Genomic DNA, 23,509 nt, shown 5'->3' with positions numbered 1-23,509 from the left:
ATGACGGCCCGGTGCCCCTGATCGCGGCCGTGTCCGCGATCAGGGGCATACTTGTTCCCGCCCCGTTCCGCGATCTGGAGGATCGATGTCCGCCCTGCGCCTGTTCACGTCCGAGTCGGTCACGGAAGGGCATCCGGACAAGATCTGCGACCAGATCTCGGATGCCGTCCTCGATGCGCTGATCGCGCAGGACCCGGGAAGCCGCGTGGCGGTCGAGACCCTCGTGACGACGGGGCTCGTCCATGTCGCGGGCGAGGTGCGCACGGACGGATACGTCGACATCCCCGGAGTCGTGCGAGGCGTGGTGAACCGCATCGGCTACACCTCCAGCGAGACCGGGTTCGACGGCGACTCCTGCGGAGTGACGGTGTCGATCGGCGAGCAGTCCGGTGACATCGCCGCCGGCGTCGACACCGCGATCGAGCACCGCGAAGGCGGATCCCTCGACCCCGTCGACGCGCTCGGTGCTGGCGACCAGGGCATCATGTTCGGGTTCGCCACGAACGAGACGCCGCAGCTCATGCCGACCGCCATCCACACCGCGCACCGCATCGCCGAGCGCCTGTCCGAGGCACGCCGCTCCGGCGCCCTCCCGTTCCTCCGCCCCGACGGCAAGACGCAGGTGACGCTCGGCTACGACGGCGTCGTGCCGCGGACGGTGGAGACCGTCGTGCTGTCGACCCAGCACCACCCGGACATCTCGCTCGCCGCGCTCCGTGCCGCGGTGCGCGCCGAGGTCATCGAACCCGTCATCGCGGAGTCGGGCCTGGACATCTCCGGCACCGACTTCATCATCAACCCCGCCGGCCCGTTCGTCATCGGCGGCCCGAAGGGGGACGCCGGACTCACGGGGCGCAAGATCATCATCGACACGTACGGCGGCGCGTCCCGCCATGGCGGCGGTGCGTTCAGCGGCAAGGATCCCTCGAAGGTCGACCGTTCAGCCGCGTACGCGATGCGCTGGGTCGCCAAGAACGCCGTCGCGGCGGGGCTGGCCGATCGGCTCGAAGTCCAGGTCGCCTACGCGATCGGCAAGGCGGCCCCGGTGGGGATGTACGTCGAGACCTTCGGCACCGGTCACGTCTCTGACGATCAGATCACCCGGGCGATCTTGGAGGTGTTCGACCTGCGGCCGCAGGCGATCATCGATCAGCTGGATCTGCTGCGGCCCATCTACGCCAAGACGGCCGCCTACGGGCACTTCGGTCGCGAACTCCCGGAGTTCACGTGGGAGCGCACCGACCGCGCCGACGACCTCCGCGCGGCCGCGGGCTTGTGAGGCCGGTGCCCGACCGGCTCCGGCTGCGCGGGTGCACGACGTGAGCCTCCCGGTCGCCCGGGTCCTGATCGATTCGCCGTTGCCGCAGCTCGATCGCCTCTTCGACTACGCGATCCCACGGGAGTTCGACGCGCTCGCCCAACCGGGCGTGCGGGTGAAGGTGCCTCTGCGCAGCGCGGGCCGGGTCGTCGAGGGATTCCTCGTGGAGCGCGCGGTCGCCGAAGAGGGGGGACGGCCGCTGTCCGAGATCGAGGACGTGGTCTCCTCCGTTCCGGTCCTCACGCCGGATCTCTACCGACTGGTGCGTCGCGTCGCAGATCGTGCGGCGGGCTCGGCGGCCGACATCCTGCGCCTGGCCATCCCGAAACGGATGGTTCGGGCCGAGAAGGTCTGGCTGGCCTCGGAGACCCCGGAGGCGCCTCGGATCGACGAGACCGTGCGCCAATGGGCGAGGATGCGTCTGTCCGGGTTCCCCGGCCTCGACGAGGCGATGCGCGCGGATGCGCGGATCGCGCTCGACGCGCCGCCGCATCCTGTGCGCCTTCCGGCGGGCGACGACGTCGGGGCGTGGGCGGAGCTTCTCGCGGCACTCGCGATCGATACCCTCGCGCGGGGGCGGACCGCGGTCGTCGTCGTTCCCGACCACCGCGACCGCGCGCAGATCGAGGAGGCGCTGGCCGGTCGCGTCCCGCTCGCCGCGGTCGTCCGCCACGACGCCGCGCAGTCCTCACCCGCCCGGTACGCGGCGTATCTGCGGACCCTCGCCGAAGCCCCCTGCATCGTCGTCGGGAACCGCTCGGCCGTCTACGCCCCGGCGCGTGACCTCGGGCTCGTGGCGATCTGGGACGACGGCGACCCGCTCCTCGGAGAGCCGCTCTCACCGGGCGTGCACGCCCGGGACGCCGCGCTCCTGCGCCAGGAGCTCGAGGGAGGTGCCCTCGTCTTCGCCGGGCACACCAGAACGACGGACGTCGAGCGTCTGGTCGCGGTCGGGTGGGTACGGGATCTGCCGGCGCGACGCCGCGTCGGGGCGCGGGTGGTCCTCAGCGCGACGCGCGAGGGGGAGTCCCGCGGAACGCGCGTCCCCTCCACTGCATACGCCGCCGCCCGGGAGGCGCTCGCGCACGGGCCCGTCCTGGTCCAGGTCTCCCGACCGGGATACGCGCCGGTCCTCGTGTGCGCCGAGTGCCGGCATCCGGCGCGGTGCCGCCACTGCGCGGGTCCGCTGCACGCGCGCGGTCCCGGAACGGTCCCGGTGTGCACGTGGTGCGGGCGCAGCGCCCACGCCTGGCGATGCTCCGAGTGCGACTCGGATCGGGTGCGGATGGCCTCCTCCGGCAGCGAAAGGACCGCCGACGAACTCGGTCGGGCCTTCCCCGGAACCCGGGTCATCGTCGCCGACGGCGACCATCCGGTCCTGCGGGTCGACGACCGGCCCGCACTCGTCGTCGCGACCCGCGGCGGAGAACCGATCGCCCGGGGCGGCTACCGCGCCGTCATCCTGCTCGACGGAGATCGGATGCTGATGGCGGACGATCTGCGCATCGGCGAGTCCTGTCTCCGGTGGTGGTCCAACGCCGCCGCGCTGGCCGCGCCCGGTGCGCCGGTCCACCTCGTCGGGGTCACCGGGGCGGTCGCGCGGGCCCTGGCGACGTGGACCCAGCCCGCCTACGCGCGCGCCGAGCTCGCGGATCGCCTGCCGCTGCGGATGCCGCCCACCGTCCGGGTCGCGGCCCTCAGCGGCGCGCGGCGTTCGGTCGACACCGCGCTGCAGAAGCTGCGGGAGGATGTCCCCGAGCTCGACGCCGACGCGATCCTCGGTCCGGTGGAGGGGGAGGACGGCGCGCGCGCGCTCGTCCGGTTCGACTACGCCCGCGGGGCGCGGGTGGCCGAGAGCCTGCGCGCGTCCGTGGTGAGCGATGCGGTGTCCGGCCGCCGGCCGCCGCGCGGGAAGGGCCAGGTACGCCGGAATACACTCAGAGTGCGGGTCGATGTGCCCGATCTCGAGTTGTGAGGAGCTCCATGCGTCTGGTCTTCGCCGGAACCCCGGCGGTCGCGGTTCCATCCCTGAAAGCCCTCGCGGCCTCCGCGCACGAGGTCGATCTGGTCGTGACCCGCACCGACGCCCCCCTCGGCCGACGACGCGTGCTGACGCCCTCTCCCGTGGCCGCTGCCGCGGAAGAGCTCGGCATCGAGACGCTTCGCACCGCACGCCTCGATGACACCGCGACCGCCGAGATCGGCGCGCGCCGCCCCGATCTCGGCGTGATCGTCGCCTACGGAGGCCTCGTGCGGGAACCGCTGCTCAGCGCGCCTCGTCTCGGCTGGATCAACCTGCACTTCTCGCTCCTGCCCCGGTGGCGCGGCGCGGCTCCCGTGCAGCACGCGCTCATCGCCGGTGACGAGCAGGTCGGAGTGAGCGTCTTCCACCTGGTCGCGGAGCTGGATGCCGGGGACGTCATCGCCGAGGAGGCGATGCGCACGCCCGAGGACGTCACCGCCGGCGAGCTCCTGTCGACGCTGGCCGACGTCGGGACCGGCGTCCTCCTCGCAGCGGTCGACGCGCTCGCCTCCGGAACGGCGGTCGCGCGCCCGCAGCAGGGCGAGGTGACGTACGCGCCGAAGCTCTCCATCGACGACGGACGCGTCCGCTGGGACGCACCGGCCGCCGCGGTCCTCGGCCGCATCCGGGGGACGACGCCTGAGCCGGGCGCGCACACGGAGGTGGCCGGCATGCGGCTGAAGATCCTGGCCGCGCGACGCTCACCCGACCCGTCGCCGCGCCTGAATCCCGGCACGCTGTCCCTCCACGAAGGCCGCCTCCTCGTCGGCACCGCCGACGCTCCGGTGGTCCTCGACCGGGTGCAGCCCGCGGGTCGATCGGCGATGAACGCCGCCGACTGGTGGCGGGGCCTGCGCGTGACCTCCGCGGTGGCCGGCTCATGAGCGCCTCCGCTCCTCGTCGCATCGCCTACGAGACGTTGCGGGCCGTGCACGAGTCCGACGCCTACGCGAATCTGCTCCTGCCGGTGTCCCTCGCACGGGCCGGCGTTTCAGGTGCGGATGCCGCGCTGGCGACGGAACTCACCTACGGCACGCTGCGACGTCAGGGGACGTATGACGCGATCATCGGGGTGGCCGCCGATCGGGCCGTCGCGAACATCGATCCGGCGCTCGTCGACGCGCTGCGGCTCGGCGTCCATCAGCTGCTGTCCACCCGCGTCGCATCCCACGCCGCTGTCAACGAGTCGGTCGAACTCGCGCGGGCGGCGGCAGGGCGGGGCCCGAGCGGCTTCGTCAACGCCGTGCTCCGGCGGGTCTCGCGCGACACGCCGGGGGAGTGGATGGCGCGCATCGCCGAGGGAGCACGGTCCGACGACGAGCGCATCGGTCTGCTGACCTCCCATCCGGTGTGGGTTGTGCGCGCGTTCCGTCGGGCCCTGGCCGCCGAGGGGCGCGCCGACGAACTCGACGCGTTGCTCGCCGCCGATAATGCGGCGCCCTCCGTGACGATGATCGCCTTGCCGGATCTGGCGGACCGGCCCGCGGATGCGCGTGCCACGCCGCTGTCACCGTACGGATTCCGTTCCGAGGGCGGCGACCCCGAAGCGACCGTCACCGGCGCGGACGGACGCATCCGCGTGCAGGACGAGGGATCTCAGCTCGCGGCTCTGGCGCTCACCCGGGCGCTGCCGGCGAAGGCGGGGGAGCGCTGGCTCGATCTGTGCGCGGGTCCCGGCGGCAAGACCGCCCTCCTGGCCGCGGAGGCGCTGAAGGTCGGCGCCCGCGTCGAGGCCAACGAGGTCGTCCCCGCCCGAGCGGGTCTCGTCCGCAAAGCCGTCGCCGGGGTGCCGATGGAGGTTCCCGTCTCCGAGGAGGACGGTCGATCCCGCGCGGCCCGCGACCCCGGGGCCTACGATCGCGTCCTCGTCGACGCGCCCTGCACGGGGCTGGGCGCGCTGCGGCGCCGCCCCGAGGCGCGGTGGCGGAAGACTCCGGCGGATGTCCCCGAGCTCGCTTCCCTCCAGCGGGAACTGCTGGATGCCGCGCTGGTGGCGTGCGCGCCGGGCGGCGTGGTCGCGTACGTGACGTGCTCACCGCATCTCGCCGAGACCACGGCCGTCGTCGCGGACGTCCGCGCGTCCTGGGGCGACGCGGTCGAGGAGCTCCCCGCGCGCGACGTGATCGCGGGGATCGCATCGTCACCGCCCGACCTGCCGGCCCAGACCGACGGGACTCTCCGGGCTCAGCTCTGGCCGCATCGCCACGGCACCGACGCGATGTCGATCACTCTCCTGCGGAAGGCCTAGGGGCGGCATCCGTCCCCGGCTCACTCCGCGAGCCGGAAGCCCTCCGGCATCACTTCGAACTCCGCTCGCAGCGCGATGAGCGCGGCCGGGTGCGTGCGGGCGAGCTCCGACGCGTGGACGACGACCTCGGTGCCGTCGGGGACGGAGGCGGCGATCTCCCGGAGCACCCCGATGACCCGCTCCGTGCCGGAGAAGCCGAGCTCACCGCCCAGATGGACCACGCGCCCCTCGCCGGTGCGTTCGATCCGCAGCGCCGGCACCGCGACGTTCTCGTGCGACTCCAGCAGGTGCATGTCGAAGCGGTCCGACACCGTCTCGACGGCGGCGATGGCCCGCACGCTGTTGCCGTGCGCGTCGAGCCGCGGGCTGAAGGCGGCGACGCCGAACTGCGAGGGTGCCACGGCGAGCAGCCCGCCGCTCACCCCGCTCTTCGCCGGCAGGCCGACGCGCAGGAGCCACTCGCCGGAGTAGTCGTACATCCCGCAGGACGACATGATCGAGAGCACGTCGCGCGCGACGCGGGTGCTCACCACGCGGACGTCGGTCACCGGGTTCACACCGCCGAACGCCAGCGTCCCGGCCATCACCGCCAGGTCGCGGACGGTCACGAGCAGTGAGCACTGGCGGAAATAGGTCTCCACCGCTGCCTCCACGGATCCGGTCATCACGCCGTAGGAGCGCAGCAGGTGCCCGAGGGCGCGGTTGCGATCGCCCGTCGCCGACTCGGAGGCGTACACCGCCTCGTCGACCCACAGGGAGCGGCCCGCGAACGCCGACAGTTTCGAGACGATACGCGCCGTGCGCTCGTCGATGTCGCTCTCCGGCTCTCCGACGAGCGCCGTCGTCGCGATCGCGCCGGCGTTGACCATGGGGTTCGCGGGACGCCCGGTGTCGTGGGCGAGGCTGATCGCGTTGAAGGGCTCTCCGCTCGGCTCCACGCCCACGCACTCGAGGACCCGTTCGCGCCCGCACTCCTCGAGCGCCAGCGCCAGGACGAACGGCTTCGAGATCGACTGGATGGTGAACTCGTGCTCGCCGTCGCCGACGACCCGCACGCGACCGCGCGGTCCGACCACGGCGAACGCCAGCCGATCGGGATCCGCCGCGGCGAGTTCCGGGATGTAGGCGGCCGGCGCGCCGTCGTCCATCGGTCTGATCTCGTCGAGGAGGTCGTCCAGCAGTGCGGTGATGGGGTCCACGGCTCGACCATAATGGACCCGTGCCCGCCCGTGACGTCCCTCAGCCCGCGCGCGAGATCCGCATCAACCCCAGCATCCTGGCGGCGGACTTCGTCAACATGCAGACCGAGCTCGCCCGGATCGCCGCCGCGGACTTCGCGCACGTCGACGTCATGGACAACCATTTCGTGCCGAACCTCACCTTCGGCCCCCAGATGGTGGAGCGGATCCAGCAGACGAGCCCGATTCCGCTGGATGTGCACCTCATGATCGAGGACCCCGATCGCTGGGCCCCCGGTTACGCCGAGCTCGGCGCGGCCTCGGTCACCTTCCATCTCGAGGCGGCGCGCGACCCGATCGCCCTCGCCCGACGACTGCGCGACATCGGCGCGCGCGCGGGTGTCGCGGTGAAGCCCGGGACACCGGCATCCGCTCTCGATGAGCTGTGGGGCGAGGTCGATCAGATCCTTGTCATGACCGTGGAGCCCGGTTTCGGGGGCCAGTCCTTCATGCCCGAGACGATGCCGAAGCTCCGCCTCCTCGCCGACGAAGCCGCGCGGCGCGGGTCGGCGGTCTGGCTGCAGGTGGACGGCGGGATCAGCGCCTCGACCATCGCGCAGGCGGCCGAAGCGGGAGCCGACACGTTCGTCGCCGGTTCGGCGGTCTTCGGCGCCGACGATCCGGGAGCGGCGATCGCGGCTCTCCGCGGCCAGGCCGCCGCGCACGCGCACTGACCACGGCGCCGGATCACCCTCCCGCGGCGCGCTACCCTTGCATGGTGAAGACGTTCGATGCGCTGTTCGATGAGCTCTCCGCCAAAGCGGCCGAGCGACCCGAAGGATCCGGGACCGTCGCGCAGCTGGACGCCGGTGTGCACGCGATCGGGAAGAAGATCGTCGAAGAGGCCGCCGAAGTGTGGATGGCCGCCGAGTACGAGTCGACCGATGCCGCGGCCGAGGAGATCTCGCAGCTGCTCTACCACCTGCAGGTCCTGATGCTCGCGAAGGGCCTCACCCTCCAGGACGTCTACCGACATCTCTGAGCGCTCCGTCCCACCGCTCACCCCCATCGAAAGTCCCGACATGCTGCGAATCGCCGTGCCGAACAAGGGCTCGCTCGCCGAGACCGCGTCCGAGATGCTCCAGGAGGCCGGGTACACCGGCCGCCGCGACCCGAAGGACCTCCACGTCCTCGATCCCGACAACGGCGTGGAGTTCTTCTACCTGCGCCCGAAGGACATCGCCACCTACGTCGGCTCCGGGGCGCTCGACGTCGGCATCACCGGTCGAGACCTGCTCCTGGACGCCCGGATGCCGGGCGCGCGCGAGATCGAATCCCTCGCCTTCGCCGGGTCGACCTTCCGCTTCGCCGCTCCGACCGGGACGTTCTCCGAGCTCTCGGACCTCGAGGGCAAGCGGGTGGCGACGTCGTACCCCGGACTCGTCGACGCGTTCCTCGATCGCCACGGCATCGCGGTGGACCTCGTGCCGTTGGACGGCGCGGTCGAGTCCGCAGTGCGGCTGGGGGTCGCGGATGCGGTGGCCGACGTCGTCGAGACCGGCACCACGCTCCGCCAGGCGGGGCTCGAGGTCTTCGGCCCCGTCATCCTGCGTTCCGAAGCGGTCCTCATCACGGGACCGAGCGACGCCGACGGGACCGAGACGCTCCTCCGTCGCCTGCGCGGAGTCCTCGTCGCGCGGCAGTACGTCCTCGTCGACTACGACCTCCCCGTGGCCCTGATCGATGACGCCGTGGCGCTCACGCCGGGGGTCGAATCGCCGACCATCTCACCGCTGCGCGACCCCGACTGGGTCGCGGTGCGGGTCATGGTGGCGCGCAAGAAGGTCAACCAGGCGATGGACGATCTCTACGCCCTCGGGGCGCGCGCGATCCTGGTGACCGCGATCGACAACGCGAGGCTCTGATGAGCCTCGTCTGCCGCGTCATCCCGTGCCTCGACGTCGCCGGCGGCCGAGTGGTGAAGGGCGTGAACTTCCAGAATCTCCGCGACATGGGGGATCCGGTCGAACTCGCCCGCGAGTACTTCCGGCAGGGCGCCGACGAGATCACCTTCCTCGATGTCACCGCGACCGTCGACGAGCGCGCGACGACGTACGACGTCGTGCGTCGCACGGCCGAGGAGGTCTTCATCCCGCTGACCGTGGGCGGGGGAGTGCGCTCCGTCGACGATGTCGCGCGTCTGCTCGCCGTGGGGGCCGACAAGATCGGCGTGAATTCGGCCGCCATCGCGCGCCCCGCCCTCATCGACGAGATCGCCGACCGGTTCGGGGCCCAGGTGCTGGTCCTCTCCCTGGACGTCATGCGGCGCCCCGGGGGGCCGACCGACGAGATCCCGTCCGGGTTCGTGGTGACCACCCACGGCGGACGCACCGCGACCGACATCGACGCCCTCGCCTGGGCTCACGAGGCCATCGAGCGGGGGGCCGGCGAACTCCTGGTCAACTCGATCGACGCCGACGGGACGAGAGAGGGCTTCGACCTCGAGCTCGTCCGGCTCATGCGCGAGGCCTCGCGCGTGCCCGTCATCGCCTCGGGGGGCGCGGGAGCGGCCGTGCACTTCGGCCCCGCGATCGCCGCGGGGGCGGATGCCGTCCTCGCAGCGTCCGTGTTCCACACCGGTCAGCTCACGATCGGCGACGTCAAGCGCAGCATGGCGGGGCAGGGGATCGCCGTGCGCGAGAGCCTCCTCCCGGGGGAGACCGTCGCATGAGCCCCGACGATCCCGACGGCGTCCCCGAGGATGTCGTCGCCGAGCGGATCTCCCGCGTGCGCTTCACCGCGGACGGCCTCGTCGCCGCCATCGTCCAGCAATGGGACACCCGTGAGGTCCTGATGCTCGGCTGGATGGATGCCGAGGCGCTCCGCCGGACGCTGACGGAGGGTCGTGTGACCTTCTGGTCGCGCTCGCGCGGCGAGTACTGGCGGAAGGGCGACACGTCCGGTCACATCCAGCTCGTCCGCGGAGCGCACCTCGACTGCGACGGCGACGCGATCCTCGTCGAGGTCGAGCAGGTGGGGGCCGCCTGCCACACGGGCCTGCGCTCCTGCTTCGACACGCTCGACCTCGAACCCGCGCGCGGGCCGGAGACGGGCGCGTGACCCCGCGATCCCGTCTGATCAGCGTCCTGACTCTCCTCGCGTGCGGGGCCGTCGGCGTGATCTCCGCGACGCAGACCTGGTTCACGGTCGTCCTCGACGACGGCGCGGCCGAGCCCCTCCTCGTTCCCGGTGACGGCGCGCTGGCGCTCCTGACCCCCCTGAGCCTGACGGTCCTCGCCCTCGGCGGAGCGCTGTCGATCGTGGGTGTCGTCCTGCGGTACGTCTTCGGCGCGCTCACGGTCGTCATCGCGGTGCTCCTGGGTGCGCTGACGGCCGGCACCGCCTTCGCCACTCCGATCTCGGCCGTGTCGGCGAGTGTCACCGAGGCGACCGGAATCACGGGGACACGGGCGGTGAGCGACCTCGTGGCCTCACTCACCCCCACTCCCTGGCCCTTCATCACTCTGGTCGCATGGGTGGTCCTCGCCGCCGGCGGCATCCTGATCTTGGTGACCGCGCGCCGATGGCGCAGCGCTGATCGCCGGTATCGTGCCGAGGGCGACGCGCCCGCACGGGCAGCGGGCGCGGACGGCGCACGACCGGCCGATGCGGCTCGGGACACGGCCATCGACTCGTGGGACGACCTGTCGCGCGGAGAAGACCCGACCGCCGACCGCTAGACTGAGAAAACCCGCGCTGACAGGAGGAACCCCCATGAGCAACGAGATCGGTGACCCCGGCCACGGCCACTCTCCCGCCGCCTGGACGGCCGTCACGATCATGCTCGTCGCGGTCGCGCTGGGCACACTGTTCTACTGGTTCGACATGCCCGTGCTGGTCTGGGCTTCGGCAGGTCTCCTCGTCGTGGGCCTCCTGACCGGCTGGATCATGGCCAAGGCCGGGTACGGCGTCAACGGCACCAAGTACATCGCGAAAGAGCACTGAGCGTGCTCGCCGACCTCACGGCCGGCGCGGTGGAGGATGCCGAGGCGCGCGCACGCGCGACACCTCGGCCCGCGGTGGAGGCCGCCGCCCTCGCGCGTACCCCGGCCCTCGACGTCCTGGCTGCGCTCGCGCCGGCCGATCGTGTCAAGATCATCGCCGAAGTCAAGCGCGCGAGTCCCTCGCGCGGTGACCTCGCCCTCATCCCCGATCCCGCGTTGCAGGCACGCCGCTACGAGGAAGGGGGAGCCTCGGCGATCTCCGTCCTCACGGAGGGACGCCGTTTCAAGGGAAGCCTCGCCGATCTCGACGCGGTCCGCGGCGCGGTGCAGCTGCCGGTCCTCCGGAAGGACTTCATCGCGGACGAGTACCAGGTGCTCGAAGCGCGAGCGGCGGGAGCCGATCTCGTCCTCCTCATCGTCGCCGCTCTCGATCAAGAGACCCTCGCGCGGCTGCACGCCTTCACCCGCGAGCTCGGTATGACCCCGCTCGTCGAGACGCACTCGGCGGAGGAGGTCGATCGTGCGGTCGACCTCGGCGCCGACCTCATCGGTGTCAACGCCCGTGATCTGTCGACCTTCGAATTGGACCGGGATCTCTTCGGCCGACTGGTCGAGCGCATCCCCGCCGGGACGATCAAGATCGCCGAGTCCGCCGTCCTCACCCCGGCCGACGTCGCCCACTATCGCGCCGCGGGCGCGGACGTCGTCCTCATCGGCGAGGCGCTGGTCACCAGCGACCCCGTCACCACCCTGCGCGCCTTCCTCGAGGCGGGCGCGGACACCCTCCCCGGAGGAAGAGAGTCCTGATGAGTCTTCGCGAAGTGACCGGGCCGTTCTTCGGCGAGTTCGGTGGGCGGTACATGCCCGAGTCCCTGATCGCCGCGATCGATGAACTGACGGCGGTCTACGATGCCGCGAAGGTCGACCCCTCGTTCCAGGCGGAGTTCGTCGGCCTCCTGCACTCCTACGGCGGACGACCGTCGCCGATCACCGAGGTGCCGCGATTCGCCGAGCACGCCGGCGGGGCGCGCATCTTCCTCAAGCGCGAGGACCTGAACCACACCGGTTCTCACAAGATCAACAACGTCATCGGCCAGGCGCTGCTGACCAAGCGTCTCGGCAAGACCCGCGTCATCGCCGAGACCGGAGCCGGCCAGCACGGCGTCGCCACCGCCACCGCCGCGGCGCTGTTCGGCTTCGACTGCACCGTGTACATGGGCGAGGTCGACACTCAGCGGCAGGCGTTGAACGTTGCGCGCATGCGCCTCCTCGGAGCCGAGGTGATTCCGGTCACGACCGGCTCGCGCACCCTCAAGGACGCCATCAATGAGGCCTACCGCGACTGGGTCTCGAGCGTCGAGACGACCAACTACATCTTCGGTACCGCAGCCGGCCCGCATCCGTTCCCGGCCATGGTGCGCGACTTCCAGAAGATCATCAGCGAGGAGGCGCGCGCGCAGCTGCTGGAGGAGACCGGCCGGCTCCCCGACGCCGTTCTCGCGTGCGTCGGCGGTGGCTCCAACGCGATCGGCATGTTCGACGCCTTCCTCGACGACGACGGAGTGAAGCTCTACGGCGTCGAAGCGGCCGGCGACGGTGTCGACACACCGCGCCACGCGGCCTCGATCGGTCGTGGCCGACCTGGCGTCCTCCACGGGGCGAAGACGTTCGTGCTCCAGGACGAGGACGGTCAGACCACGGAGTCGCACTCGATCTCCGCGGGGCTCGACTATCCCGGTGTCGGTCCCGAGCACGCGTGGCTGGCCTCCATCGGACGCGCGGAGTACATCCCCGCCACCGATGACGAGGCGATGCAGGCGCTCCGCCTCCTTTCCGAGACCGAGGGCATCATCCCCGCGATCGAATCCGCGCACGCCCTTGCCGGGGCCCTGCGCATCGGGCGAGAGCTCGGTCCCGACGCCATCCTCGCAGTCAACCTCTCCGGCCGAGGCGACAAGGACATGGACACCGCGGCGAAGTACTTCGGCCTGTACGACGACGGGGCTTCCGCATGACCTCCCGTGTGTCGGCGGCGCTCGACGCGGCCCGTGCAGAAGGCCGGGGTGCGCTCATCGGGTACCTGCCCATCGGGTACCCCGATCTGCAGACCAGCATCGACGCGGCCGTCACGCTCGCGGAGAACGGCGTGGACATCCTCGAGCTGGGTCCGCCGTATTCCGATCCGGTGATGGACGGCCTCGTGATCCAGGAGGCGACGCAGGCGGCCCTCGCCGCCGGTTTCCGTCTGCGCGACACCTTCGAGGCCGTCCGCGAGATCACCCGGCGGACGAGCGTGCCGGTCCTCGTCATGACCTACTGGAACCCGATCTACCAGTTCGGGATCGACCGGTTCGCCGACGGTCTCGCGGAAGCGGGCGGCGCCGGTCTCATCACCCCCGACATCACTCCGGATGCCGCAGGGGAGTGGATCCGCGCGAGCGAGCGCACCGGTCTCGACCGGGTGTTCCTCGCGGCGCCCACCTCGACCGATGAGCGGTTGAAGATGATCGTGGAGGCGTCGACCGGATTCGTCTACACCGTGTCGACGATGGGCATCACCGGCGAGCGGGCGGACCTCGATGCCGCTGCGCGGAGGCTCGTGTCGCGTCTGCGCGAGCACGGAGCTGCGCACGCGTGCGTCGGCATCGGGATCTCCAACGCCGATCACGTCGCGGGTGTCGTGGAGTACTCGGATGGAGCCATCGTAGGAACCGCCCTCGTCCGCGCCCTCCGCGACGGCGGGCTGGAATCCCTCGGCGAGACCGCCCGAGCCCTCTCCGCGGGCACCGCACGCGCGTCGAACTAGACTGCACACGTCGTATCGTCGCCGACTTCCCTCAGCAAGGACACTGCTCTTCATGATCACCGTCGCCGCGGGCGTCTTCGCCAGCATCCCGAGCCCTTCGATCAGCTACATCGATCTCGGGCCCCTGCGCATCCACTTCTACGCGCTGTGCATCATCGCCGGCATCGTCGCGGCGGTGCTGTGGACCAACGCCCGCCTCACCAAGCGCGGCGCGGAGCCCTGGGTCGTCATCGACATCGCGCTCCTCGCCGTCCCGCTCGCGATCGTCACCGCGCGGATCTATCACGTCCTCACGCATTGGGACTTCTACTTCGGTGAGGGGCGCAACCCGCTCAGCGCGCTCTACATCTGGGAAGGCGGCATCGCCATCTACGGCGCGCTCATCGGCGGGGCCGTGGGCGCGTGGCTCGGATGCCGGTGGACCGGCATCCGGTTCTGGACGTTCGCCGACGCGCTCGCCCCCGGCCTCCTCCTGGCACAGGCGATCGGTCGTTTCGGCAACTGGTTCAACCAGGAGCTCTACGGACTTCCGACCGACCTGCCGTGGGGTCTGGAGATCGACTACCCCAACGCCGCGTGGCCGGTCGGGCTCCCGGAGGGCACGCTGTTCCACCCCACCTTCCTCTACGAGGTCATCTGGAACGTCGCGGGCGTCGTCGTCCTGGTGGCGGCAGGACGCGCGCTGAAGCTCCAGTGGGGGCGTCTGTTCGGCCTCTACCTCATCTGGTACAGCGCCGGCCGCATCGCGTGGGAGTCCATCCGCATCGATCCCAGCGAGATCATCCTGGGGCTGCGAACGAACGTGTGGGCGGCCATCTTCGGCGTCGTCATCGGCATCGCGATCATGATCGTGCAGAACCGCCGTCACCCCGGACGCGAGCCGTCGCCGTACGTTCCGGGTCGCGAATGGCACCCGGACGGGGCTGTACAATCGCAGGACACCGACGACTTCGTCGACGTCAGCGAACCGCCGACGTCCGAGCCGGTCGGGGGCAGCGCCACAAGCACACCCGCCACGAAATAGCGCTCACCGAACGACCCGTACAAGGCAGTTCATCGAGTCCCGGGCCGACGTCGTCCCATTTTGAGCATCAACGTGAGGACGGTTGGTATGGCATCGAGCCCCCGTCGCAACGCCCCCGAGGCGAGCACCCCGGCATCCGGGCTGTCCGGGTTCCCGCGCAAGCAGGGAATGTACAACCCGGATTTCGAGAAGGACGCGTGCGGACTGGCGATGGTCGCCACCCTGCGCGGTGAAGCAGGTCACGACATCATCGACCTGGCGCTCACGGCGCTGCGGAACCTCGAGCACCGCGGGGCGATCGGCTCCGACGCCGGAACCGGCGACGGGGCGGGGATCCTCACGCAGATGCCGGACGCGTTCCTGCGTGCGGTGGTTCCCTTCGATCTGCCGACGGTGGGTGAGTACGCCGCCGGAATGGTGTTCCTGCCCCGCGATGACGACGCACGGGCGTCGCAGAAGGCGGGGATCGAGAAGATCGCCGCGTCCGAGGGACTCACCGTCCTCGGTTGGCGCGAGGTCCCCACCGAGGAGGAGAACCTCGGCAAGCTCGCGTTCGCCGCGCGTCCCGTCTTCGAGCAGCTGTTCGTCTCCCGGCCCGCCGTGGGCGACGCGCCGGCGCTTTCCGGAATCGACCTGGACCGCCGCGCGTTCCGCCTGCGCAAGCGCGCGAGGACCGAGCTCGACGCGTATTTCGTGACCCTCTCCGCGCGCACCCTCGGTTATAAGGGCATGGTCACCACCCTGCAGCTCGAGCCCTTCTATCCGGACCTGCAGGACGAGCGCTTCGCATCGGAACTCGCCGTCGTGCACTCCCGCTACTCCACGAACACGTTCCCGTCGTGGCCGCTCGCGCAGCCGCTCCGGATGCTCGCGCACAACGGCGAGATCAACACCGTCAAGGGCAACCGCAACTGGATGCGGGCGCGACAGTCGCAGCTGGAGTCCGACCTCCTCGGTCACATCGACCCGCTGCTGCCCATCTGCACCCCGGGCGCGAGCGACTCGGCATCCTTCGACGAGGTGCTGGAGCTGCTGACCCTCACGGGGCGGAGCCTGCCGCATGCCGTGATGATGATGGTCCCCGAGGCCTACGAGAAGCAGGCCGACGTCGACCCCGACCTCCGAGCCTTCTACGAGTACCACTCCATGCAGATGGAGCCCTGGGACGGACCGGCGGCGCTGATCTTCACCGACGGCACCGTCGTCGGCTCGACCCTCGACCGCAACGGTCTGCGCCCGGGGCGCTGGACCGAGACCACCGACGGCCTCGTCGTCATCGGCAGCGAGACCGGAGTGCTGGACTTCGCCCCCGAGCGCATCAAGCGCCGCGGACGCCTCCAGCCCGGACGCATGTTCCTGGTCGACACCGCTCAGGGGCGCATCATCGAGGACGAGGAGATCAAGGGCGAGCTCGCGCGGCTCCACCCGTGGCGCGAGTGGCTGGACGCCGGTCGTGTGCGTCTGGCCGACCTCCCCGAGCGCGAGCACATCGTGCACCCGATCGCGTCGATCACGCGCCGCCAGCGGACCTTCGGCTACACAGAGGAAGAGGTCCGGATCCTGCTCACCCCGATGGGGCAGACGGGCGCCGAGCCGCTCGGCGCCATGGGCAGCGACACGCCGGTGGCGGTCCTCAGCGAGCGCCCGCGCCTGCTCTTCGACTACTTCACGCAGCAGTTCGCGCAGGTGACCAACCCGCCCCTGGACTCCATCCGCGAAGAGGTCGTCACCTCTCTGTCGCTCGGTCTCGGGCCGGAGCGCAACCTCCTGGAGTGGGGGCCGGAGCACACGCGCACGGTGACCCTCGACTTCCCCGTGATCGACAACGACGAGCTCGCGAAGATCCAGCACATCGACACGGCGCTGCCGGGCCGCACGTCGGTGACCATCCGTGGTCTGTACCGCGTCGAAGCCGGGCACAAGGGGATGAAGAAGCGCCTCGAGCAGATGTGCACGGAGGTCGACCAGGCCATCGAGGACGGCGCGGAGTTCATCGTCCTGAGCGACCGCGACTCCAACAAGGACCTCGCGCCGATCCCGTCGCTGCTGATGCTCGCGGCCGTGCACCACCACCTCATCCGCAAGCAGACCCGGATGAAGTGCGGTCTCGTCGTCGAGGCCGGCGACGTCCGTGAGGTGCACCACGTCGCCACCCTGATCGGCTACGGCGCCTCGGCGGTCAACCCGTATCTCGCGATGGAGACGGTCGAGTATCTCGTCCGCGCCGGCTTCATCACCGGTGTCACGCCTCAGAAGGCCGTGAAGAACCTGATCTACGCCCTCGGCAAGGGTGTGCTGAAGATCATGTCGAAGATGGGCATTTCCACGGTGTCCTCCTACGCCGGTGCGCAGGTCTTCGAGGCCGTGGGTCTGTCGGAGGACTTCGTCGACACGTACTTCACGGGCACCGAGTCCAAGCTCGGCGGCATCGGTCTGGACGTCATCGCGGCGGAGAACGCCGCGCGCCACGCGTACGCGTACCCCGAGGACGGAGCGGTGCGCGCGCACGAGCGCCTGTGGACCGGCGGCGAGTACCAGTGGCGCCGTGACGGCGCGCCGCACCTGTTCAACCCCGAGACGGTGTTCCGCCTCCAGCACGCCACCCGGACGCGCCGCTACGACATCTTCCGCGAGTACACGCGGATGGTCGACGACCAGGCGGAGGAGCTGAAGACCCTCCGAGGGCTGTTCCGGCTGCGCACCGAAGGCCGGACTCCGGTTCCTCTGGACGAGGTGGAGTCCGTCGCATCCATCGTCAAGCGGTTCTCCACGGGGGCGATGAGCTACGGCTCGATCTCGAAGGAAGCGCACGAGACGCTCGCGATCGCGATGAACCGCATCGGCGCGAAGTCCAACACGGGTGAGGGCGGCGAAGACGTCGAGCGGCTCCTGGACCCGGAGCGGCGGAGCGCGATCAAGCAGGTCGCCTCCGGACGGTTCGGCGTCACGAGCCTGTATCTCACCGAGGCGGATGACATCCAGATCAAGCTCGCCCAGGGCGCCAAGCCCGGCGAGGGAGGTCAGCTCCCGCCCCAGAAGGTGTACCCGCAGATCGCCCGGACGCGCGGAGGAACCCCCGGTGTCGGCCTCATCTCGCCGCCCCCGCACCACGACATCTACTCGATCGAGGACCTCAAGCAGCTGATCTTCGACCTCAAGCGCGCGAACCCCGCCGCCCGGATCCACGTGAAGCTGGTCAGCCAGTCGGGGATCGGTGCGGTCGCCGCCGGAACCGCCAAGGCCCTCGCCGACGTCATCCTCGTCTCGGGGCACGACGGCGGCACCGGAGCGAGCCCGATGAACTCCCTCAAGCACGCCGGGACGCCGTGGGAGCTGGGTCTCGCCGAGACGCAGCAGACCCTGATGCTCAACGGCATGCGCGACCGGGTCGTCGTGCAGGTCGACGGTCAGCTCAAGACCGGTCGCGACGTCGTGATCGGTGCTCTGCTCGGCGCCGAGGAGTTCGGCTTCGCCACGGCTCCGCTGGTCGTCTCCGGGTGCATCATGATGCGTGTCTGCCACCTGGACACGTGCCCGGTGGGTGTCGCCACGCAGAACCCGACCCTGCGCGCCCGGTTCACGGGCAAGCCCGAGTTCGTCGTGAATTTCATGGAGTTCGTCGCCGAAGAGGTGCGGGAGTACCTCGCGGCGCTGGGCTACCGCTCGCTCGACGAGATCATCGGCCACACCGAGCTCCTCGACATCGAGGGTGCCGTGGAGCACTGGAAGGCGAGCGGGCTGAACCTCGCCCCCGTGCTGGAGGGACCGGCGTTCGCGGACTCCGAGCCGCGCCGCAGCGGCCGCGTGCAGGATCACGAGCTCGACGAGCATTTCGACATGCAGATCATCGAGCGAGCTCAGGACGTCATCGCCCACGGCGGGCATCTCGTCGTGGACCTGCCGATCCGCAACACCGCGCGGGCGGTCGGTACGCTGCTCGGCCACCACGTCACGCGCGTGCAGGGGGAGAACGGACTGCCGTCGGGAACGATCGAGGTGAACCTCACCGGATCCGCCGGTCAGTCGTTCGGCGCCTTCATGCCCGCGGGGATCACCCTGCGACTTGAGGGCGACTCCAACGACTACGTCGGCAAGGGGCTTTCGGGGGGACAGATCGTCGTCCGCCCGCCGCGTGCGGCGACCTTCGACGCCTCGAAGAACGTGATCGCGGGCAACGTGATCGGCTACGGCGCCACGCAGGGGACCATGTTCCTGCGCGGCGTGGTGGGTGAGCGCTTCTTCGTCCGCAACTCCGGTGCCACCGCCGTCGTCGAAGGTGTCGGCGACCACGCGCTCGAGTACATGACCGGCGGACTCGCCGTCATCCTCGGCACGACCGGGCGCAACCTCGGGGCCGGCATGTCGGGAGGAACCGCGTACGTGTACAAGCTCGATGAGGCACTGGTGAATCGCGAGGCGCTGGCGAGCGGAGAGCTCGAACTCGGTCCGCTGGGCTCCGGTGACGCCGAGATCCTCCGCGACCTGCTGCAGCAGCACGTCGCCGAAACCGACTCGACCCTCGCCGCGGCGATGCTCGCGGACTTCGAGACCGAACTGGACAACTTCGTCCGTGTCATGCCGCGCGACTACGCCGCGGTTCTGCAGACCCGCCAGGCGGCGGCCGCCGAGGGGCTGGACCCCGACGGCGACGTCGTCTGGAGCCGCATCCTGGAGGTGACCGGTGGCTGATCCCAAAGGCTTTCTGAAAGTCACCGACCGAGAGCTGCCCCCGCGGCGGCCCGTGCCGGTGCGCATCATGGACTGGAAAGAGGTCTACGAGCCCGGCGACAGCGCGGTCCTCCGCCGTCAGGCGGGGCGCTGCATGGACTGCGGCGTGCCGTTCTGCCACCAGGGCTGCCCATTGGGGAACCTCATTCCCGAGTGGAACGACCTCACGTGGCGTGGCGAGGGACGCGCGGCGATCGAGCGCCTGCACGCGACGAACAACTTCCCTGAATTCACCGGGCGTCTGTGCCCGGCGCCGTGCGAGAGCTCGTGCGTCCTGGGGATCAACCAGCCGCCGGTGACCATCAAGCAGGTCGAGGTGTCGATCATCGACGAGGCCTTCACCCGCGGCTGGGTGGAGCCCGAGCCGCCGGGTCGCCTGACCGGCAAGACCGTCGCCGTGGTCGGTTCCGGCCCCGCCGGACTCGCCGCCGCCCAGCAGCTGACGCGCGCCGGCCACACCGTGGCGGTGTACGAGCGCGACGACCGCATCGGCGGACTCCTCCGGTACGGCATCCCCGACTTCAAGATGGAGAAGCGTCACCTCGAGTCCCGGCTCCGGCAGATGCAGGACGAGGGCACGCGGTTCCGCGCCGGCGTCGAGGTCGGCCGCGACATCTCGTGGAGCGACCTGCGTGCCCGGTACGACGCGGTCGTGGTCGCGACCGGAGCGACGCTTCCCCGGGAGCTCGCGATCCCCGGGCGCGATCTCGACGGCATCCATTTCGCCATGGAGTACCTCGTCGAATCGAACCGCGCCGTGGCGGGTGACGCCCCGGCCAACCAGATCCTCGCCGAAGGCAAGCACGTCGTCGTCATCGGCGGCGGTGACACCGGAGCGGACTGCATCGGCACCGCGCACCGTCAGGGTGCGCTCAGCGTCACCAACCTCGCGATCGGACGCCGCCCTCCCGAGGAGCGGCCGGAGAACCAGCCCTGGCCGATGAGCCCGACGCTGTTCGAGATCGCCTCCGCGCACGAAGAGGGCGGTGAGCGCAGCTACCTCGCATCGACGGTGGAGTTCCTCGGGAACGACGTCGGCGAGGTCCGCGCGCTCCGTGTGGCCGAGACGGAGTTCGTCGACGGTCGCCGCGTGCCCAAGAGCGGCACGGAGCGCGAGATCCCCGCCGACCTGGTCCTCATCGCGATGGGCTTCACCGGCCCCGAGCGCGCGCACCTCGAGGAGCAGCTCGGCGCGCAGTTCACCGATCGCGGAAACGTCCACCGTGAGAACGACTACCAGACCACCGCTCCCGGCGTGTTCGTCGCCGGCGACGCCGGCCGCGGCCAGTCGTTGATCGTGTGGGCCATCGCCGAGGGTCGCGCCGCCGCGGCGCACGTCGACCGCTTCCTCATGGGGGAGACCGAGCTGCCCGCTCCGGTCGGACCGCATGATGTCGCGATCGGTCTGCAGCCCGCGTAGGCTGGCCCCGGCACTTCGCCCCCTACCCACCCGGAGAATCCACGGATGAGACGCGCCAAGATCGTCGCCACGCTGGGTCCGGCCACATCGTCGTACGAGATGGTTCGCGCCATCATCGACGCCGGTGTGGACGTCGCCCGCTTCAACCTGAGCCACGGGGACTACTCGGTCCACGACAACAACTTCGCCAACGTGCGCAAGGCCGCAGAGGATGCCGGCCGCGCAGTCGCCGCCCTCGTCGATCTGCAGGGCCCGAAGATCCGCCTCGGGCGGTTCGAGAACGGTCCGCACGAGCTCGCACCCGGCGACATCTTCAAGATCACGGTCGAGGACATCCCCGGCACCAAGGACATCGTCTCGACGACCTTCAAGGGCCTGCCGCAGGACGTCAAGCCCGGCGACTTCCTCCTCATCGACGACGGCAAGGTCCGTGTCGAGGTCGTCGAGACCGACGGCACGGTCGTCACCACCAAGGTGATCGTCGGCGGCCCCGTCTCGAACAACAAGGGCATCAACCTCCCCGGCGTCGCCGTCAACGTCCCCGCCCTGTCGGAGAAGGACGAGGCCGACCTGCGCTGGGGTCTGCGAGCGGGGGCGGATCTCATCGCCCTGTCGTTCGTGCGCGACGCCAAGGACGTCCAGCGCGTCCACGAGATCATGGCGGAGGAGGGCGTCCGCGTCCCCGTCATCGCCAAGATCGAGAAGCCGCAGGCGGTCGACAACCTCGAGGAGATCATCGACGCCTTCGACGGCATCATGGTCGCCCGCGGCGACCTGGGCGTGGAGCTCCCGCTCGAGGCCGTCCCGATCGTGCAGAAGCGCGCGGTGGAGCTGTGTCGCCGCATGGCCAAGCCGGTCATCGTCGCGACGCAGATGCTCGAGTCGATGATCAGCAGCCCCGTTCCCACCCGGGCCGAGACCAGCGACGTCGCCAACGCCGTCCTCGACGGTGCCGACGCGGTGATGCTGTCCGGTGAGACCAGCGTCGGCGCGTACCCCGTCGTCGTGGTCGAGACCATGGCCCGCATCATCGCCTCCACCGAGGAGCACGGTCTCGAGCGCATCGCGCCGCTCACGACCAAGCCCCGCACCCAGGGTGGTGCGATCACCCTGGCGGCCATGGAGGTCGCGGAGTTCGTCGACGCGAAGTACCTGTGCCTGTTCACCGAGTCCGGTGACACCGCGCGGCGCATGTCGCGCCTGCGCCCGAACATCCCGATCCTCGGCTTCGCGCCGGACCCGGCGATCCGTCGTCGCATGGCCCTCACGTGGGGTGTGCAGTCGACGCTCGTCGAGCACGTCGCCCACACCGACCTGATGTTCATCCAGGTGGACAACTACCTCCTCGACAACAAGCTCGCCGAGGTCGGCGACAAGGTCGTCGTGATCTCCGGATCCCCTCCCGGGATCATCGGGTCCACCAACGACATCCGCATCCACAAGGTCGGCGACGCCGTCAACGGCAACGCGCCCATCTACAAATCGGAAGCGTGACACACGACGAAGCGGCCGCCGGGTATCCGGCGGCCGCTTCGTCGTTCTCGGCGTATCTTTTTCGACGTGCCGGTGGTGGGAGTCGAACCCACACGCCCTTGCGGGCAACCGAGTTTGAGTCGGTCGCGTCTGCCATTCCGCCACACCGGCTGGTCCGCGAACGACCATACCGTAGGATTCAATGGTGACTGAGCAGGAAACCACCACGGCACCCACCCCCCGTCGCGTCGTCGTCGCCGAGGATGAGTCGCTCATCCGACTCGACATCGTCGAGATTCTTCGCGACAACGGTTTCGACGTGGTCGGCGAGGCCGGTGACGGAGAGACCGCCGTGGCCCTTGCCACCGAGCTGCGCCCCGACCTCGTCATCATGGACGTCAAGATGCCGCAGCTCGACGGCATCTCCGCCGCCGAGAAGCTGAGCAAGAACCACATCGCCCCCGTGGTGCTCCTCACCGCGTTCAGCCAGAAGGAGCTCGTCGAGCGCGCCAGCGAGGCCGGAGCCCTTGCCTACGTCGTGAAGCCCTTCACGCCGAACGACCTCCTCCCCGCGATCGAGATCGCGCTGGCCCGCTACGAGCAGATCATCACCCTCGAGACCGAGGTCGCCGACATGGTCGAGCGCTTCGAGACCCGCAAGCTCGTCGACCGGGCCAAGGGGCTGCTGAACGAGAAGATGGGGCTGTCCGAGCCCGAGGCGTTCCGTTGGATCCAGAAGGCGTCGATGGATCGCCGCCTGACGATGCAGGACGTCGCGAAGGCGATCATCGAGCAGCTGGCTCCCAAGAAGGGCTGATCAGCCCGCGAGGTCTCGGATCATGTTCGTGATCCGCACCGTCGAGCAGCGCCGACCCTCGTCATCGCGCACGACGATCTCGTGCACGGTGAGGCTTCGCCCGGCGTGCAGAGGAACGCACTCACCGGTGACCCACCCGCGAGTGGCCGATCGGGTATGGGTGGCGTTGATGTCGACGCCGACGGCCAGGCGCCCCGGGCCGGCGAGGAAATTCGCGTGCATCGAGCCGAGCGACTCCCCGAGGACGACATAGCCTCCGCCGTGAAAGAGGCCCACCGGCTGCGTGTTGCCCTCGACCGGCATCCTCGCCACGGCGCGATCCGCCGTGAACGTCACCCACTCGAACCCCATCTTCTCGGCGAGGGCGCCGATCCCTCGGCTGAGCGCCCACTCGAGGCCGTCGTCACGGGGTGAGTCTGCGGTCATCGCGGCGCCTTCCGTCGGAGGAGATTCGGCCGTCGGATGCCCCG

At 70.3% G+C, this 23,509-nt stretch carries 21 protein-coding genes and 1 tRNA gene; 19 read left to right on the top strand and 3 right to left on the bottom strand.

Features of this window, described 5'->3' with window-relative positions:
- Nucleotides 1-85 precede the first annotated feature (85 nt).
- The 4 genes from metK to LTL01_RS13175 are packed head-to-tail and all read left to right on the top strand — an operon-like array spanning nt 86 to nt 5,589.
- Complete coding sequence (metK, locus tag LTL01_RS13190; RefSeq protein ID WP_053547444.1) at nt 86-1,279, top strand: methionine adenosyltransferase; 1,194 nt, start codon at nt 86-88, stop codon at nt 1,277-1,279.
- Between the two features lie 31 nt (nt 1,280-1,310).
- Nucleotides 1,311-3,293 carry a primosomal protein N' family DNA-binding protein gene (locus LTL01_RS13185; protein WP_372461351.1) on the top strand — a complete coding sequence of 661 codons (1,983 nt, stop codon included), beginning with the start codon at nt 1,311-1,313 and terminating at the stop codon, nt 3,291-3,293.
- 8 nt (nt 3,294-3,301) lie between these two features.
- A complete protein-coding gene (fmt, locus tag LTL01_RS13180) occupies nt 3,302-4,225 on the top strand; it encodes a methionyl-tRNA formyltransferase (RefSeq protein ID WP_236968893.1) in 924 nt (307 codons plus the stop codon).
- Nucleotides 4,222-5,589 (top strand): RsmB/NOP family class I SAM-dependent RNA methyltransferase, encoded by a 1,368-nt coding sequence (locus LTL01_RS13175; RefSeq protein WP_053547511.1) that lies wholly within the window; start codon nt 4,222-4,224, stop codon nt 5,587-5,589. The genes fmt and LTL01_RS13175 overlap by 4 nt, the downstream gene beginning before the upstream one ends.
- Nucleotides 5,590-5,609: 20 nt before the next feature.
- Here LTL01_RS13175 and glsA read toward each other — a convergent pair whose 3' ends face one another.
- The gene (gene glsA / locus LTL01_RS13170) at nt 5,610-6,788 is read right to left on the bottom strand and encodes a glutaminase A (RefSeq protein ID WP_236968892.1); all 1,179 of its coding nucleotides are present in this window, start codon (nt 6,786-6,788) and stop codon (nt 5,610-5,612) included.
- 20 nt (nt 6,789-6,808) lie between these two features.
- On the opposite strand from glsA, the gene rpe reads away from it, so the two are divergent.
- The 14 genes from rpe (at nt 6,809) to pyk (ending at nt 22,243) form a co-directional block, all read left to right on the top strand.
- Entirely contained in the window at nt 6,809-7,501 is a 693-nt protein-coding gene (gene rpe, locus LTL01_RS13165) for a ribulose-phosphate 3-epimerase (RefSeq protein WP_053547447.1), read from the top strand.
- A 44-nt stretch (nt 7,502-7,545) separates the two neighbouring features.
- Nucleotides 7,546-7,809 (top strand): phosphoribosyl-ATP diphosphatase, encoded by a 264-nt coding sequence (locus LTL01_RS13160; protein WP_236968891.1) that lies wholly within the window; start codon nt 7,546-7,548, stop codon nt 7,807-7,809.
- Between the two features lie 40 nt (nt 7,810-7,849).
- On the top strand, nt 7,850-8,692 hold the full coding sequence (hisG, locus tag LTL01_RS13155; RefSeq protein ID WP_236968890.1) for an ATP phosphoribosyltransferase: 843 nt from the start codon (nt 7,850-7,852) through the stop codon (nt 8,690-8,692).
- The gene (gene hisF / locus LTL01_RS13150; protein WP_236968889.1) at nt 8,692-9,498 is read left to right on the top strand and encodes an imidazole glycerol phosphate synthase subunit HisF; all 807 of its coding nucleotides are present in this window, start codon (nt 8,692-8,694) and stop codon (nt 9,496-9,498) included. Before hisG ends, hisF begins: the two co-directional genes overlap by 1 nt.
- Nucleotides 9,495-9,887, top strand: coding sequence for a phosphoribosyl-AMP cyclohydrolase (gene hisI, locus LTL01_RS13145; RefSeq protein ID WP_053547450.1), 393 nt, complete (start codon nt 9,495-9,497; stop codon nt 9,885-9,887). Before hisF ends, hisI begins: the two co-directional genes overlap by 4 nt.
- Nucleotides 9,884-10,507, top strand: coding sequence for a Trp biosynthesis-associated membrane protein (locus LTL01_RS13140; RefSeq protein ID WP_236968888.1), 624 nt, complete (start codon nt 9,884-9,886; stop codon nt 10,505-10,507). Before hisI ends, LTL01_RS13140 begins: the two co-directional genes overlap by 4 nt.
- Before the next feature lie 34 nt (nt 10,508-10,541).
- Nucleotides 10,542-10,772: a DUF6704 family protein gene (locus LTL01_RS13135; protein ID WP_053547452.1), complete on the top strand. Its 231-nt coding sequence runs from the start codon at nt 10,542-10,544 to the stop codon at nt 10,770-10,772.
- A 2-nt stretch (nt 10,773-10,774) separates the two neighbouring features.
- Nucleotides 10,775-11,578 carry an indole-3-glycerol phosphate synthase TrpC gene (gene trpC / locus LTL01_RS13130; protein WP_053547453.1) on the top strand — a complete coding sequence of 268 codons (804 nt, stop codon included), beginning with the start codon at nt 10,775-10,777 and terminating at the stop codon, nt 11,576-11,578.
- Nucleotides 11,578-12,786, top strand: coding sequence for a tryptophan synthase subunit beta (trpB, locus tag LTL01_RS13125; protein ID WP_053547454.1), 1,209 nt, complete (start codon nt 11,578-11,580; stop codon nt 12,784-12,786). Before trpC ends, trpB begins: the two co-directional genes overlap by 1 nt.
- Nucleotides 12,783-13,577, top strand: a complete 795-nt coding sequence (gene trpA / locus LTL01_RS13120; protein ID WP_236968887.1) for a tryptophan synthase subunit alpha — start codon at nt 12,783-12,785, stop codon at nt 13,575-13,577. Before trpB ends, trpA begins: the two co-directional genes overlap by 4 nt.
- A 52-nt stretch (nt 13,578-13,629) precedes the next feature.
- Nucleotides 13,630-14,601 (top strand): prolipoprotein diacylglyceryl transferase, encoded by a 972-nt coding sequence (lgt, locus tag LTL01_RS13115; RefSeq protein WP_236968886.1) that lies wholly within the window; start codon nt 13,630-13,632, stop codon nt 14,599-14,601.
- 87 nt (nt 14,602-14,688) lie between these two features.
- The gene (gltB, locus tag LTL01_RS13110; protein ID WP_236968885.1) at nt 14,689-19,290 is read left to right on the top strand and encodes a glutamate synthase large subunit; all 4,602 of its coding nucleotides are present in this window, start codon (nt 14,689-14,691) and stop codon (nt 19,288-19,290) included.
- The gene (locus LTL01_RS13105) at nt 19,283-20,749 is read left to right on the top strand and encodes a glutamate synthase subunit beta (RefSeq protein WP_053547458.1); all 1,467 of its coding nucleotides are present in this window, start codon (nt 19,283-19,285) and stop codon (nt 20,747-20,749) included. The genes gltB and LTL01_RS13105 overlap by 8 nt, the downstream gene beginning before the upstream one ends.
- A 45-nt stretch (nt 20,750-20,794) precedes the next feature.
- Nucleotides 20,795-22,243, top strand: a complete 1,449-nt coding sequence (pyk, locus tag LTL01_RS13100; RefSeq protein WP_236968884.1) for a pyruvate kinase — start codon at nt 20,795-20,797, stop codon at nt 22,241-22,243.
- A gap of 67 nt (nt 22,244-22,310) precedes the next feature.
- Here pyk and LTL01_RS13095 read toward each other — a convergent pair.
- Nucleotides 22,311-22,393: transfer RNA gene (locus LTL01_RS13095), tRNA-Leu, on the bottom strand.
- 34 nt (nt 22,394-22,427) lie between these two features.
- Between LTL01_RS13095 and LTL01_RS13090 the strand changes: the two genes are divergently transcribed.
- Entirely contained in the window at nt 22,428-23,039 is a 612-nt protein-coding gene (locus LTL01_RS13090; protein ID WP_053547513.1) for an ANTAR domain-containing response regulator, read from the top strand.
- On the opposite strand, the gene LTL01_RS13085 is transcribed toward LTL01_RS13090, so the two are convergent.
- A complete protein-coding gene (locus LTL01_RS13085) occupies nt 23,040-23,465 on the bottom strand; it encodes a hotdog fold thioesterase (RefSeq protein WP_236968883.1) in 426 nt (141 codons plus the stop codon).
- Nucleotides 23,466-23,509 lie beyond the last annotated feature (44 nt).

Source organism: Microbacterium aurantiacum, from assembly GCF_021654035.1.
GTDB lineage: Bacteria > Actinomycetota > Actinomycetes > Actinomycetales > Microbacteriaceae > Microbacterium > Microbacterium aurantiacum.
The sequence above is the reverse complement of the archived record's forward strand: the minus strand, read 5'-3'. Positions and strand labels throughout refer to the sequence as shown.

What these genes read in the sequence shown, in the direction of transcription:
- fmt (WP_236968893.1), top strand. Translation starts at nt 3,302, where the DNA reads ATGCGTCTGGTCTTCGCCGGAACCCCGGCGGTCGCGGTTCCATCCCTG.
- hisG (WP_236968890.1), top strand. Translation starts at nt 7,850, where the DNA reads ATGCTGCGAATCGCCGTGCCGAACAAGGGCTCGCTCGCCGAGACCGCG.
- metK (WP_053547444.1), top strand. Translation starts at nt 86, where the DNA reads ATGTCCGCCCTGCGCCTGTTCACGTCCGAGTCGGTCACGGAAGGGCAT.
- trpB (WP_053547454.1), top strand. Translation starts at nt 11,578, where the DNA reads ATGAGTCTTCGCGAAGTGACCGGGCCGTTCTTCGGCGAGTTCGGTGGG.
- LTL01_RS13175 (WP_053547511.1), top strand. Translation starts at nt 4,222, where the DNA reads ATGAGCGCCTCCGCTCCTCGTCGCATCGCCTACGAGACGTTGCGGGCC.
- hisI (WP_053547450.1), top strand. Translation starts at nt 9,495, where the DNA reads ATGAGCCCCGACGATCCCGACGGCGTCCCCGAGGATGTCGTCGCCGAG.
- pyk (WP_236968884.1), top strand. Translation starts at nt 20,795, where the DNA reads ATGAGACGCGCCAAGATCGTCGCCACGCTGGGTCCGGCCACATCGTCG.
- trpA (WP_236968887.1), top strand. Translation starts at nt 12,783, where the DNA reads ATGACCTCCCGTGTGTCGGCGGCGCTCGACGCGGCCCGTGCAGAAGGC.
- LTL01_RS13085 (WP_236968883.1), bottom strand. Translation starts at nt 23,465, where the DNA reads ATGACCGCAGACTCACCCCGTGACGACGGCCTCGAGTGGGCGCTCAGC.
- LTL01_RS13135 (WP_053547452.1), top strand. Translation starts at nt 10,542, where the DNA reads ATGAGCAACGAGATCGGTGACCCCGGCCACGGCCACTCTCCCGCCGCC.
- lgt (WP_236968886.1), top strand. Translation starts at nt 13,630, where the DNA reads ATGATCACCGTCGCCGCGGGCGTCTTCGCCAGCATCCCGAGCCCTTCG.
- hisF (WP_236968889.1), top strand. Translation starts at nt 8,692, where the DNA reads ATGAGCCTCGTCTGCCGCGTCATCCCGTGCCTCGACGTCGCCGGCGGC.
- gltB (WP_236968885.1), top strand. Translation starts at nt 14,689, where the DNA reads ATGGCATCGAGCCCCCGTCGCAACGCCCCCGAGGCGAGCACCCCGGCA.